10 protein-coding genes are annotated in these 14968 nt (G+C 40.9%); 7 read left to right on the top strand and 3 right to left on the bottom strand.

The features are described 5' to 3' along the window. Window positions 1-8: 8 nt before the first annotated feature. Entirely contained in the window at window positions 9-254 is a 246-nt protein-coding gene (locus V7K89_RS29520) for a hypothetical protein (protein WP_335193640.1), read from the top strand. Window positions 255-432: 178 nt separating this feature from the next. Here the strand turns inward: V7K89_RS29520 and V7K89_RS29515 are convergent, their stop codons facing one another. The 3 genes from V7K89_RS29515 to trpS all read right to left on the bottom strand — a co-directional run bounded on the left by V7K89_RS29515 (window position 433) and on the right by trpS (window position 3767). Then, complete coding sequence (locus tag V7K89_RS29515; RefSeq protein ID WP_335193638.1) at window positions 433-1425, bottom strand: cyclase family protein; 993 nt, start codon at window positions 1423-1425, stop codon at window positions 433-435. Window positions 1426-1768: 343 nt separating this feature from the next. After that, window positions 1769-2698: a methylenetetrahydrofolate reductase gene (locus V7K89_RS29510; protein ID WP_335193636.1), complete on the bottom strand. Its 930-nt coding sequence runs from the start codon at window positions 2696-2698 to the stop codon at window positions 1769-1771. Between the two features lie 58 nt (window positions 2699-2756). Beyond that, window positions 2757-3767 carry a tryptophan--tRNA ligase gene (gene trpS, locus V7K89_RS29505; protein ID WP_335193634.1) on the bottom strand — a complete coding sequence of 337 codons (1011 nt, stop codon included), beginning with the start codon at window positions 3765-3767 and terminating at the stop codon, window positions 2757-2759. A gap of 657 nt (window positions 3768-4424) precedes the next feature. Here trpS and V7K89_RS29500 point away from each other — a divergent pair. The 6 genes from V7K89_RS29500 (at window position 4425) to V7K89_RS29475 (ending at window position 14875) form a co-directional block, all read left to right on the top strand. Next, window positions 4425-5414: an AraC family transcriptional regulator gene (locus V7K89_RS29500; RefSeq protein ID WP_335193632.1), complete on the top strand. Its 990-nt coding sequence runs from the start codon at window positions 4425-4427 to the stop codon at window positions 5412-5414. A 194-nt stretch (window positions 5415-5608) separates the two neighbouring features. Next, complete coding sequence (locus V7K89_RS29495; protein WP_335193631.1) at window positions 5609-6634, top strand: helix-turn-helix transcriptional regulator; 1026 nt, start codon at window positions 5609-5611, stop codon at window positions 6632-6634. A gap of 192 nt (window positions 6635-6826) precedes the next feature. After that, window positions 6827-9385, top strand: coding sequence for a TonB-dependent siderophore receptor (locus V7K89_RS29490; RefSeq protein ID WP_335193629.1), 2559 nt, complete (start codon window positions 6827-6829; stop codon window positions 9383-9385). Between the two features lie 353 nt (window positions 9386-9738). Further along, the gene (locus V7K89_RS29485) at window positions 9739-12339 is read left to right on the top strand and encodes a TonB-dependent siderophore receptor (protein WP_335193627.1); all 2601 of its coding nucleotides are present in this window, start codon (window positions 9739-9741) and stop codon (window positions 12337-12339) included. A gap of 54 nt (window positions 12340-12393) precedes the next feature. After that, window positions 12394-13539 carry a PepSY-associated TM helix domain-containing protein gene (locus V7K89_RS29480; protein WP_335193625.1) on the top strand — a complete coding sequence of 382 codons (1146 nt, stop codon included), beginning with the start codon at window positions 12394-12396 and terminating at the stop codon, window positions 13537-13539. Between the two features lie 433 nt (window positions 13540-13972). Further along, window positions 13973-14875, top strand: coding sequence for an XDD3 family exosortase-dependent surface protein (locus V7K89_RS29475; protein ID WP_335193623.1), 903 nt, complete (start codon window positions 13973-13975; stop codon window positions 14873-14875). Window positions 14876-14968: the final 93 nt, after the last annotated feature.

Below are 14968 nucleotides of genomic sequence, written 5' to 3'. Positions count from 1 at the left end.
TTCAAGCAATGGCTACAAATACAGGTAATGGACAATCTCAAACAGCGATTAGCGACTTGGAGTATGATTTTGTCACCGTTTTGCACAATAAAGCTGAAGCTGTTAAAGCTTACGATACCTACATCAAAGATGCAGAACAAGCAGGTTCTCAGCCTTGTGTAGAATTGTTCCAAAAATTGCGGCAATCTGATATTGAACACGCACAAGAGATTCGTCAACATCTACAACAAGTGCTGCAACACGGTAAGATGTAACCCAGGTTTTAAGTGCGATGCTTCTGGTTTAGTGAAACTAAATGTAAAAGAGGCGATATCTACGACAGGCTACGCCTACGCACATTTACTATTTGTTTTCTAGTACGTTTTTTATTCAAACGTTCGCGTTCAGGTTCAGCGTCTCGTAGAGAGGAAGCAATTGAGTTATTGCTTCCTTTTACCGTACCCGTACACCTAATTTTGTATCCCAGTGCAGGGGTTTATCTGCTTTTTGCAGGGGAGACTCTGGCATTTGACCTACTGAAACGCCGTATTTCCAGTCTGGCGGACAGATAGCAATGTAACGTGCATAACCTCCTAAACCTCCTTTGAATTTAGGATATCCAATAGAGATCAATGCGCCTGTTTCTGGTACACGATTTAGATTTGCAACACCCTCCGCTTGGGTATATCCATTTTTCAACAACCAAGCTTCTCCTTCCAGTGTTGGGGTGCTGTCTGTATCAAGGGGTTCATGTCCGTGGAAAAGAATTTTGCGCTCAAGGTGCAGAAACTGCAAAGCTTCTAGTTTCACCCCAGGAAACTTAGTTCTTCTAGCTAGTTCGGGGTTTGGCCATGATGAAGACCAGTCAGAGCGAACAAACACAACTGAGCCTTGGGGAATCCTGCCATGTTTGCGTTCCCAATCCTGAATATCTTTGACACTCAAATGGTAATTGGGGTCTTTGGCAACTTTATCCTGGATCGGAATTATTACTAGAGGACGAACAGCAAAGGTCGCTGGTAACTCATCGATAGCTGGATAGTCAGGGTTCCAGTGAGCAGGTGGATCTAGTTGGGTTCCTAGCTGATCGGTGGATAAATCGTAATCAGTTGCTTCAAATCCATCCTTTTGGTAAGTGTATGGCTCACTCGTTTTTGGGTTAATGGTAGGCGCAAACTTTGATGAACCAAAACCTGACCATACAGGAATTGCCGGAGCGATCGCATGAGTTAAGTCAACATATTTGGCTGACTTGAGTGACTGCTGATAAACTTGCCACAGGGGAGGCTTACGTAATGGCTGTACCGCTTTTACAGACACCAAACCAACACCAAACAGAACTATTAAACAGACAATTCCCCAGAAAGTTTTTTGAAATGATTGACGCAAAAATCTATTTAGTTCCTGCTTCAGATGTGAATAGTTACATTGCGGCAGTATTGTCATTGTATTTGAGCTTATTGCTTTTGATAGCTCTAATTGTTTTACCACAAATTGCTATATTGTTTATCCTGTAGCAATTTCTGATAGTTTGTCTCAAAGTAAGACTGCTATCTCATGGATACTAATGTTTTAATAGTTATTCCTATTTGATTGATTTACCCAACCCTTAAATGTACCGAAATAGGTATATTCGGGAGTATGAAAACCACCGACCCAAGCACCTGGATTTAGTCAAGCGAAAATTGGATATTGAAAATCTATCAAAAATAGTCTAGATGTATCTGTTTCACCATAAAAAAGCAGATGGGAACAGCCATCTGCTTTCATAAAAGATTAATTATCTTCTTTACTTGGATACCAACTGATTAACTGGAGCAATCCCAGCCAAATCTAAAATCGACGCGATCGCATCTTCTCGTTTCACCGCCATCATGTGAACCCCTTGACACAATTGCTGCGCTATCCGCACTTGTTCGGCAGCAATTTTTATCCCTTCCTCAAAAGGGTCTTTGGCTTTTGCCAATCTATCAATAATATATTGGGGAATATCTACACCCGGAACACATCTATTAATAAACTGGGCATTTTTGGCTGATTTCAACAAAAATATTCCTGCCAAAATCGGTTTTTTATAACCAGCGGCGATTGTGTCCATAAACTTTTCTAGCCGCTCAAAATCGGTAATCAACTGACTTTGAAAAAACTGCGCTCCAGCTTCGATTTTGCGTTCAAATCGACTTTGCAAACCCGACCAACTTTTACATTGCGGATCTACTGCTGCACCAACAAATAAATCTAACGCTCCATCAGTCAAGGGTTTTTCATTGCAATCAACGCCTTGATTCATCTTCCGAATCAGTTGCAGCAATCGCACAGCTTCCAAGTCAAACACTGCTTTGGCATCTGGATGATCGCCTGCTTTTACTGGGTCGCCAGTCAAAGCTAAAATGTTATTTATGCCTAAAGCATGAGCGCCCATCAAGTCAGCTTGTAAACTAATGCGGTTGCGATCGCGGCAAGCAATTTGACAAATCGGCTCTATACCATTGTGTGACAAAATCACCGACGCCATTAACGAAGACATCCGTAACACGGCGCGGCTACCATCAGTAACATTGACGGCATGAACTCTCCCCTTAAGAGTCGCCGCCATTTGAATCATGTGCGCTGGATCTCCCCCTTTCGGCGGTGCTACCTCGGCGGTAACTAGAAATTCACCTGCTTGTACAGCTCTGCGAAAGTCATTAAAGGCTGTGGGGCTGTGGGTGTGATGCATAAACATTAAGGTTTCAGTTTCTTAAATGGTATAACAAATCACACCTAAAGGTGAAAACTTATAGAGGAAGAGAGTAGCCCAAAGCCGTTTTGACTTGTGATAAAGTTTGATTTGCGATCGCTCTAGCTTTTTCCCCTCCATCCCGTAACACAGACTCCAAATAACCTTTATCACCCGTTATCGCCTGATATTTTTCTTGAATTGGTTTCAGGGAGTCAATAATTGTGTCTGTCAATAATGGCTTAAATTGTCCCCAACCCATATCTTGACACTCAACTGCGACATCTTCCTTTTTCTTTCCAGAAAGCAATGTATACAATGTTAACAAATTATTACACTCTGGACGCGCTGGATCGTCAAAAGTCAGCCCACGAATCGGATCGGTTTTACAACGCTTAATCTTGTATTGAATCTGTTCCGGTGAATCTAGCAAACTGATCCGGCTTAACTCAGAAGGATCGGACTTAGACATTTTGCGTGTACCATCCGCCAAACTCATCACCCTTGCGCCTTCCTTGCGAATCAAAGGATCTGGTAACTTCAAAACTGGCTGTTCTGGTTTACCAAATTGGTGATTTAAGCGAGCTGCAATATCCCGTGTTAATTCCAAGTGTTGCTTTTGGTCTTCACCCACTGGCACTTTATCCGCTTGGTAAAGCAAAATATCAGATGCCATCAGCACAGGGTAATCCAACAAGCCTGCACTCACATTTTCTCCCTGCTTGAGAGCTTTTTCTTTGAACTGGATCATATCTTGCAGCCAGTTTAAAGGTGTAATGCAGTTGAGCAACCAAGTGAGTTCACTGTGGGCTGAAACGTGAGATTGTACAAAGATAGTAGAGTGATTTAAATCAAGACCGCAAGCTAAATAAAGAGCAGCAAGAGTGTAGGTATCAGCTGCCAACTGTTTTGGCTCGTGTGGTACTGTAATCGCGTGTAAATCAGCTACAAAAAGATAATTTTCGTATTCGCTCTGACCTTCTACCCAGTTGCGAATGGCTCCCAAGTAGTTACCTAGATGGTAATTGCCGGTTGGTTGAACTCCAGAAAGAACACGTTGCTTGCCCATAAATTCCAACTTAGTTATCTCAAATCTGCGCTAATTAAATGGCGTTTGGTGACAAAAGAGTTTCTCTTCTCTACAAGAAGTTGCATCAACCCAAACGCGCCTAGTGCAAAACTCATTTAATTTTGACATTTTCCAGGTCAACTTGCCGTTGCAGAATTACAGATTTAGTAATGACAGCGGATTTGATTTAAATTTTAGTAGATAGATCGCAAAGTTTTTTCCTGAAAAGTGTCCTGCCCACCTCAAAGGGGCGATGGCTGTGGCCAGTTTTGCTTACGTATTCAGTAATCTGTATTGCTAGATGCAATTAACTACTTAGTACTAGAATAAATTTTTAGCCTCAAACATATTTTTTTGCGTTCTTACCTACTACATAATATTTTCAGTTGCGTAGACGCTCTTAGCGGTGAGGGAGTCGCAGTCTTCTCCCAAGGGGAGACGCTAAGAGCGATAGCGCAGCGTTAGCGAGTCCGCGAGCGTCTGGCGGTTCCCGTCGCTAACGCTAACGCCTTCCCGTAGGGTATGCGTTAGCGGTAGCGACGCAGGAGCGTCACTCCCGAACCCGTTGGCGCAGCCTCTCGTAGAGAAGGGCATGTCCTAGACATCGCTTCACCTCCTAATAGATACTATTCTCAACAAGCAGTTGAGAGTATTATCATGACTATTCGTTTGACCGAGACAAACTTTAATGAATTATGTGATGATATACAGCTTAATCACTATCAGGGAAAAGTAAAATTTTCTACCTGGTTTGGTCAAGGCAGCAGTTACTGGACTATGCTGCGCCATAACCTTGAGTTAGTAATTCAACAAAGCGATTTTTCTGAAACAGTAATTGTTGAGGGCGAACACGATGATTCGTCTTTTCTAACATCAAAATTTTTGCTGTCTGGTGGGATGAGAACCACTACGCCAAATGTACCTGGAGTCAGCGACGATTATGAAGAAGTTGCAGGGTATAACTACTTATTTTATTTGCCTGATATTCGGGAGTTTGAGCATTTTACTGCCAACCAACACAAGCAGTGTATCAGTATTTATTGGTATCCTGATTTACTTTCTAGTTTCCAGGGTTGCTTTAATGAATTACCAACTATGCTGGTGCAGTTGATCGAAAATCCGACAAAGGAGCGTTTCCATCAACCATTAGGAGCCATCACGCCTGCAATGCGGTTAGTGCTTAGGCAAATATTGCAGTGTCCGTTCCGAGAAACACTCAGACAAATGTATTTAGAAGCAAAAGTTTTGGAACTACTGACGCTTCAGATTGCTCAGTGGGGGGAAAATAATCTTTTATTGGAGCGATCGCTATATTTTCGTCCTGATGAAATTGAACGTTTACATCATGCTAAAGCGATTCTCAATCAAAGGCTCCAGCATCCACCTTCTCTACTAAATTTAGCCATGCTAATCGGACTCAATGACTTTAAGCTCAAGCGAGGATTTCGAGAAATTTTTGGCACTACGGTGTGTAGATATGTGCAATCCTTACGGCTAGAACAAGCACAACAGTTATTGCTCGGCACTAATTTAACGATTGCAGAAATTGCTTCTCAAGTGGGTTATGAAAGCACAAGTCATTTTGGCTATCTGTTTAAACGGCAATTTGGCATGACTCCTAGAGAATATCGGCAGCGCAAAGGCTAATTCCGATTCTGACAAGAAATCCGGTTTCAGATATATGCGATCACCTAAATTTCCGTCTTTTCCTAAATGTTGTCAAGGGGAGGGATGTACTTCATTCAATTACAATTCGCTATATATCAACTTTGTCAAATAACTAGTTAAGAAATTTTCTTCATAAATGATAGTTTATATTTACTAGCAATACTGAAACATCAATGGCGAACATTATTTCACAAGCTGAGTACCAAGAAAAGTTGTACGATTGTAATAATAATACCCAGTATCCAGATCCTTTAGATTCTTCTGACATTATCTACTCATGTCCTAAGCAGTTTGGTATAGGATACGAGCGCTGGATTGAATTACGAGATATTAGTCTGTTGATTATTAATCAGAAATATCACGATGATTTAGGAATAGTATTTGAAGCAGGTCAAGATGAATTTGAAGAGATAGAATTTGGTTTTAATTTATCAGGTAGTTATAGTTCTAATCGATTAGATCGTGCTTTCAATAGAAGTGATAAAGAAAATTTTATACAATGGGATTTTTACCGTGGTAGTTATAATACCTTTGTCGATACTTCATTTAGAGACAAGCATTTTTTAAAAGTTGATATACATCTTAAAGATTCAAAGATTTTAAATAGTTTCGTACACTTTACAAATCAAGAACTACCACCAGATTTAATTAAACTTATTGAAGGTAAGAGTCAACAAAGTTATGTTGAAGATAATCAACTTACCTCGGCAATGTATTTACCGCTTCAACAAATTATAAATTGCCCATTTCAAGGCATGACTAAACAGATTTATTTAGAGGCTAAATGCCTAGAATTAATTGCTTTAAAATTAGAGCAACTCACAAAAATTGAAAATGCATCTATTAAGTCTGTAACTTTGAAACCAAAGGATATTGAGAAGATTCACTACGCACGAGATATTCTAATTTCCCAACAAGAAAACCCTCCTTCTCTATTAAATTTGGCACATAAAGTAGGTATAAATGACAATAAATTAAAGATTGGATTCCGTGAAGTATTTGGTACAACGGTCTTTAGTTACTTGCATAATCATCGCATGGAAATAGCCAGACAATTGCTGCAAGACGGAAAAATGCGTGTAGCTGGGGTGGCGAATGCAGTGGGATATGCCAATCCTGGTCATTTTGCTGCTGCATTTAAACGTAAATTTGGTGTTAGCCCCTCTGAATGTAAAGCAGGAAAAAAAATATTCGAGTAATTTTAACTTTTTTTCAATATACCCAAAACTGCTTTGCAGTGGACGTTATAGACTCAAAATTAAAAGCTGACTCTCCCGCAATGGATCGAAGTCTCCGTGACTGAGTTGATTTATGCCTGGTAAATTACGTAGATTCTTTTAATTAGCTAATTAGCAAAGTTTGTCTACAGCGGTTTGTGGGAAGAAAATTAGATGAAACCTAGACGGTTGAATGTGAGAGGTTCAGTTAGTTTTGCATTTAGTTTAATTGCAGTATTCATACAACCTGCAACTGGAAGCGAAGTCTCAAAGCAACTAGATAACCATCAATTTGTCAAGAATCTGGCTCCACTCCTAGTACAGCAACCTGTCAGCCAAGTTGTGAAAGTTACGGGTGTTAAGCTCAACAGCACAAATACGGGCATTGAATTAATTTTACAAACATCTGTTGGAGAAGCACTCAAACCTGTTGCGAAAACTGAGGGTAATAGCTTGATTGCAGATATCCCGAATACTGTTTTGCAATTACCAGATGGTAAAGAGTTTCGCTCTCTCAATCCTACCAAAGGTATTGTTAGTGTAACTGTAACAGCGCTTGATGTTAACAGTATTCGAGTGACAGTGACAGGAGAAGCAAGTAGTCCAAAGGTTGAATTATTTGACGACCCAGAAGGTTTAGTGTTTGATTTTACACCAGCCTCATCTGCTCAAGCACAAACTCAACCGACTCCCCCACAACAGCCAGGGAATGAAACCGAGCCAGAACAATCTACAGCCCAGGATGACGAACCGATTGAATTGGTAGTGACGGGTGAGCAGGACGGATATCGAGTGCCAGATGCTACGACAGCAACCAAAACCGATACCCCCCTGCGCGATATTCCCGTTTCTATTGATGTCGTCCCCCGCCAACTTATCCAAGATCGTCAAGTCACACGCACTGAGCAAGCAACAGAAACTGTAGCAGGGGTGCAGTCTGCTGGTGGTTATGGAGGAAGTTCCAGCGCCAACTTCTTCATCCGGGGCTTTACAGGTTCTACCCTTTACCGGGATGGGTTTCGGGATTTTGGCTCGGCGCAAAATATAAGTGACGTTGCCAATATTGACAGACTTGAGGTTCTCAAAGGTCCTGCATCCGTTTTATATGGACAAAACGATCCAGGTGGAATTGTCAATATTGTCAGCAAGCGACCGCTGCAACAGCCGCGCTACGAGGCTTCCTTTACTGCTGGCAGCTACAATTTTTATCGCTCAACCCTGGATTTTTCGAGTCCCCTCAATTCCGAGAAAACAGCTGCTTATCGACTGAACCTAGCTTACGAAAATGCTGGAAGTTTCCGGGATTTTAATGAATCAGAAAGTATTTTTGTCGCTCCTGCTTTTTCCTGGCAGATTAGCAAGAACACCAATATTACTTTTCTCTTTGAATATCAAAACTATCAATATGGCTTTGATCGGGCGTTTCTACCTGAACGAGAATTTTTCCAAATACCGATTAGCCGCTTTTTAGGAGAACCGGATTTTAACAATGCAACAGTTAACTCTGGACGTGCTAGTTACATTCTGGAACACCAATTTAGCGATCGCTGGAAACTACGCCATGCTTTTGCTGCTGTCTTAAATAGTGACGATCCCAAAACGACCTACCCAGATGGCTTGCAAGACAATCGCCGCACCCTCAATCGTAGTGCCAGCCGTAGCGAAGAATTCTCAAGCAATTATACAATTCAAAATGAGTTACTAGGCAAGTTTAATACAGGTTCCGTTGAGCATAGCGTGTTACTTGGTACTGAACTCTTTCGACAGCGGTTTAAATATCAGTTTTTCAGTGGCTCGATTGATTCCATTGACATCTTCAATCCGGTCTATGGTGCAAAACCCAGTGAACTAATCCCTGATAACGGAGACGAATATGGTAATGATGGTGTAAGTCTCTATTTTCAAGACCAAATCACCCTACTGAGAAACCTCAAACTGCTAGCTGGTGGTCGGTTTGATTTAGTCCGCAGTATCGAAGAAAATTTCCTGGGTGAAAGGTTCGTAGATAAGACCGATACCGCTTTTACCCCCCGTGTTGGCATTGTTTATCAACCAATTGAACCCATTTCTCTCTATTTCAGCTATTCCAAATCATTTAATCCTGTTATTTATGGCACTAGCAGGACGGGGGCTAGATTTGAACCTGAAAAAGGCGAACAGCTAGAAGTGGGACTAAAAGCAGACCTGATTCCTGACAAACTATCTACAACCTTAGCATTTTATGATTTGACAAAGCAGAATGTACTAGTCACCGATCCTGAAGATTCCCGATTTAGCATTCAAACAGGTGAGCAGAAAAGCCGAGGTGTTGAATTCAGTCTGACTGGTAGCCCAGTTAAAGGTTGGAATATTGCAGTGGGTTACGCCTATACTGACGCATTTGTGAATAAAGATGTCACAATTCCTGTTGGAGACAAGCTTGCAGGGGTTCCAGCCAACCAGCTTGGACTGTGGACAAGCTATGAAATTCAAGCCGGAAGTTTAACAGGGCTTGGGTTTGGTTTGGGACTATTTTATGTAGACGATCGCAAAGCATCCCTACCAAACACGGATGTTGAGTTAGCAAGTTATCTCCGGGCAGATGCTTCTATTTTTTACCGCCGAAACAACTGGAAGGTGCAGGTTAACATCAACAACTTGGGAAATACACAATACTACAACAGCTACGGTGGATTCCTAGTCGTTCCTCAGCCGCCACTCAACGTTTTAGGGTCTATCTCTATCGAGTTTTAATTGGCAACTTCCATTACTAAGCTAATCGTCATTCATTTTTCCAGAATGATTCGCTTGTAGTAAGGGCTTCAGCCCTGCTTTTATGCAACTTAAATGCCGATTAGCTTATGAACCGCAAAATCATTCGGACGATCGCGTTTCAACTGCATCGCTGGCAAGAAGAACCACTATAAATAGACTATCATCGGTGCAAAGGCTGATAGCAAAAGGTAGATCCGGATTCCGATAAAAAAAATCCGGTTTCAGATATATGCGATCGCCCAATTTTTCGTATTCTCCTGAATAGAGTTAATTAACAGTAACTTGCAAGTAGCTAGCTCTGTTTTTATAAATCTGGTTAGGTGTGTGGGGTTATGAAACTGTCGCGATCATTTTTTATTTCCTGTTTTCTGGTTGCTGTGGTTATAAAACCTGGGCAAGCAAAAGAAGTAACTAAAATTTCTCCTATCCAAGAGCCAAATCACTTTGCAAGAACAGTGAAAGAATGGCTGGCTCAGATAGAACAACAACAAACGTCACAAATAGAAGTTGTACAAGTTACCTCAGTAAAGGCAAATCCCACCAATAAAGGTGTAGAGGTAATTTTACAAACCTCAAAAGGACAACAGTTGCAACCAGTCAATCACAGTACTGGTAGCAATTTCATCACTGATATTCCTAATGCTCAATTGCGCTTACCATCGGGTGAAGCATTCACATTCCGCTCAGAAAAGCCAATAGCGGGTGTTAGTGAGATTACAGTTACTAACTTTGATGCCAATACTATCCGGGTGACAGCGACCGGTGAGGTAGGTATACCAACTGTCGAATTATTTGACAGTCCAGACGAGGGTTTAATTTTTAGTGTGGCAACTGCTGCATCCACAGCACAACAACCTCAAATCCAACCAACTCCCGAACAACAGCCGCCTGAAAGTCAAACACAGCCAGAACCATCAACACAAGGTGATGAACCGATTGAGTTGGTAGTCACGGGTGAACAAGATGGATATCGCGTACCAGATAGCACAACTGCGACAAGAACTGATACTCCTCAACGTGATATTCCCCAGTCAATTCAGGTCATTCCTCAACAAATCATTAAGGATCAGCAAATTACGCGGATTAGTGATGCTTTGCGTAATGTTAGTGGTGTGACTCTACAAGGGGGGTATGCTGGGGCTACAGATAATTACAACATTCGGGGATTCACAACTTATGACAACTTGAGAAACGGTTTTTACGCTCAGGATAACTTTGTAAATCCGACTAACATTGAGCGGATCGAAGTTCTCAAAGGCCCAGCTTCAGTGCTATATGGACAATTTGAGCCAGGAGGTGTGGTGAATTACATTACCAAACAACCACTCAGTTATCCTTACTACTCTGCTGAATTTACAGCCGGAAGTTTTAGCACTTATCGTCCCTCCATTGATATTTCTGGGCCGCTTAATTCAGACAAAACGTTGCTGTACCGTTTAAATACTACATACGAAAACTCTGGTAGTTTTATCGATTTTCTCAATCAGAAAGTATTCGCGATCGCACCAGCATTAACCTATAAAATTGGTGATGCGACAACATTGACACTGGAGTATGAATACCTCAAAATTGATCGCACCTATTATGATGGTTTTTTACCCGATCCAATCGTTTTTGAAGCTCCAATCAGTCGTTTTTTGGGAGAACCAGGTGATCGTTTTTCCCAAGAGACACACTCTGTATTTCTTAACGTCAATCACCGCTTCAGTAAAAACATCCAGTTCCGTAGTGGCTTTTCTACTACGCTTGTTGATTCTGAGGAATCAGAGTTTCGACCAAGTAGCATTGTAGATGGTCGTACCGTGCGGCGAAGGTTTGGTGCTGGTCCTAATTATAACCAAAACTACTCTCTGCAAAACGATCTGATCGGTAATTTCAGTACGGGTTCCATCCAACATCAAGTTCTTGTGGGGTTGGAGTGGAATAAATATATTTATGGCTTCGATTATCTACGAGGTTCTGTTTCACTGACTCCCAGTATTGATTTATTCAATCCTGTGTATGGCGCTTCAGAGCCACCAGAGTTTGATGAAGCAGCAGAACGCGATCGTTATGACCGCAATACCATTGCCATTTATTTACAAGATCAAGTGGCATTACTGCCAAATCTGAAGCTATTGGTGGGTGGTAGGTATGATTTTATTCACCGCAAAGATACCGTGCAACTGCTGGATTCTTTGGGTAGAGATCCAATTGATAATGCTACGGTTGATCGGTTGTATGATGAGGCTTTTTCACCCCGCTTTGGCATTGTTTATCAGCCGATTGAACCGATTTCAGTTTACGCCAGCTACACCCGCTCGTTTAATCCTAGCTTTTCGCGGACGGTAGATGGAACTCAACTGCCACCAGAGCGCGGCACTCAGTATGAAGTAGGAGTCAAAGCCGAACTGATTAAAGACAGATTATCTGCCACCGTTGCTGCCTATGATATCACCAAGGAAAATGTCGCTACAACCAATCCCAATAACTCTGACTATTCAATTGCCGCTGGAGAAGTGAAAAGTCGCGGTTTAGAATTTGACATTTCTGGACAGATTTTATCAGGTTGGAATGTAATTGCATCCTTATTCCACAATGATGCTTTTGTGAGTAAAGATAATACTCTACCAGTAGGCGACTCCCTAGTAAATGCTCCTAGTGTTGGGGGTAGTCTGTGGACGAGCTATGAAATTCAAAGCGGTGGTATGAAAGGATTAGGGTTTGGTGCAGGGGTATTTTATACTGGCGATCGCGAAGCCACACTTCCCAACACGTTCAAAATTCCCTCTTATGTGCGCGCTGATGCCTCAATTTTCTACAAACGCGATAACTGGAGGGTTGGGCTGAACTTTAAGAATCTTTTTGATACTACATATTACGATTCTCAAGGTTACTATCTGCGTCCTGGTGCGCCTTTGACTGTACTAGGAACAGTTTCAATTGAGTTTTGATTCCTGCAATTTCTTAACTCATTAAGTCCTGTATAGTATCACAGAGCTTATACCATGAACTCTAAAAAAATACGCGATTTAGCATTTACTCTGCACCGCTACCTTGGTTTAACAGTAGGACTAGTGTTAATTATAGTGGGCTTGACAGGTAGCTTGTTAGTGTTTGAGCAAGATTTTGACCGCTTTGCGATCGCTCAACAGTATGGACAGATTACTCCCCAACAGGTACAGGTATCCCCAGAGTCTGTGATGAATACAATTAAGACGAAGTATGCTGCACAAAGCGATCTCCATCTTTTTCGGATTTATTTACCAAATACTCCTGCTTCTCCCTATATAGGGCAGTTATCCTCAACTAAGAATCAAAGGACAGAAGTTTTTCTCAATCCTTATACAGGCAAAATTATTGGTGAACGGATATCAGATAACACCTTAATAGGTATAATCCTTAGTCTGCACTACAGCCTGATGGCAGGCGAAACCGGAACTATAATTGTTGGCATTACTGCCTTTTTCATGTGTATGCTCACCATCACAGGTTTAGTTCTTTGGCCTGGTTGGCGTAAGCTAATTGCCGGCTTCAAAATCAAGCTTAATGCCCATCCTAAACGTGCGAACTTTGACATTCATAAAGTCGTTGGCATTATCGCTGTAGTTTTTTTATTCTTTACTGGCTTTACAGGTTTTTGCTGGAACTTTGGCAGTTTCACTAAGCCAATTATTTACGCTGTTACATTCACCCCAAAAGCATCTGAGCCAGTATCTAAGCTAATTCCTGGGAAATCGATTTTAAATCTAACCCAACAACTGAAAATTGCCGATGCTGCCTTACCTAGTGCTGTTACCAAAAGCATTTATTTTCCTAGTAAACTAGAAGAAGCTCTACAAATTCGCATGAAATTGCCGCAGGAAAGTTCAGATTATGGTAATAGTAATGTTTATCTTGACCAGTACAGCGGTAAGGTTTTACGAGTTGATAATGCTTTAAAGTTACCATTGGGCGATCGCGTCCTTAATTCTTTTGTACCCTTGCACTACGGTACATTTTGGGGACTTCCATCCCGTATAGTCTATGTATTTGTCGGGCTTGCACCATTAATTTTGTTTATTACTGGCTTTGTGATGTGGTGGTATCGTTATCAAGCTAAAACTAAAAAAAGCGATCGCTCAATAGAACTGTCACATTTACACCGCAATTAACTGATAGCTGAGATTGCTAGTACATACACCGCAGGGGTTGTCAAAGGAATCGCCCTGCGTCCTACCCTTAGGAACAGTAATCAGTTATACGTAGTAACTTAAATTACTATATTTAGTAATATGTACTTAAAAAAGTTAAATCAGGAATATAACAATAAAATAATTAATGCTTCATTAAATATATATTTTGCGCCATGACTTACTTGTTTCCATGCTATTAACCACATATTAAATTATCTTAGATAGAAAATAAGTAATTATCAAACAATAGGAATAACTAAGTATAATACTGAGTTTTTATAGATAAATAAGCAAGAAAATTTACGAGATTTTTTAAAAATAAGTAATCTTGAATACTAGAGAATTTACATAAGTTTGGTTAGGCTTTTCATAGATAAAAAATCATTGCCTAATCGGAGATATTCTCATAAATATGAAAACTTTAAAAGTTCTTCTTGCCACTACAGCCATCAGCATCAGCCTCGTTAGTCTATCTAATCAACAGGCAAATGCCAGACAACTTGTAGATGGCTGGAACTATAGTATTGATTCCTTCCAAGATGGTTCTGGAGGTTCCGTTTTTGATATTAAAGGTATGGCGGTCAAAGACTCAGGTGACAAAATCTATGTTGCTCTTACAGGTGGAATGCCTCTAGGTGGCACAATTGATTCCAATGACTACTGGAATCCGGGTCATTCAGTTGATATTGGTTGGAGCGATTTATTCTTCAACTTCTCAGGTCATGACTTCCAAACAGCTAGTCAAAATGGTCAGCTATTTGGTGTAAGGTTTGCCGACTATAACAATAGCTTGGCAACAGGAGTTTACCAAGGAGTCCAAGCAAAGAGTACCACTACACAACATGGAGGCTACAGCAACTTGAAATGGTATTATGACTGGGGCTGGGGTCAGAATAATACCCAAGGTACAGACTTAGCGACCCAACAAGACGTTTACAATTACTACTACAAATCTGATGTTGCTCAGAATCCTACTTGGAATAATACACCGATTCTCAACGCCATTGGATCAGGTACAAAAGTTGGAAATATCTCCATGCTTAACGATCAGCAACTCAATACTGCTGGACTAAATTTTGCTAACTTTTCTGCCAGTGGGCAATACACCATTGGCTTTTCCTTTGATAAGGCTTTAATGGGCGAAGGTAATTATGTTAGTAATATATACTTGGAGTGCGGTAATGATGGAATAGCTCTCAAGGGCGATCTCAAGTCCGTACCAGAATCTGCCGGGACAATTGGTTTACTCTTAACAGGTTTGAGTTTTATGGCCAGCCAACTTCCACAGCTTCGTAAGAAAAAACAACACACTTAAATAAATTTGTTGCTATTAGTAGAATGGGCTTGCAATGCTCACTCTATTATTTTCATATAAAACTATCAAACAACAAGCAAAAAAATATTTAAA

Origin of the sequence: Nostoc sp. (genome assembly GCF_036917515.1) — a bacterium.
Classification (GTDB): domain Bacteria; phylum Cyanobacteriota; class Cyanobacteriia; order Cyanobacteriales; family Nostocaceae; genus Nostoc.
Note: the sequence above shows the minus strand (reverse complement) of the source record. Positions and strands in the feature narration are given on the sequence as shown.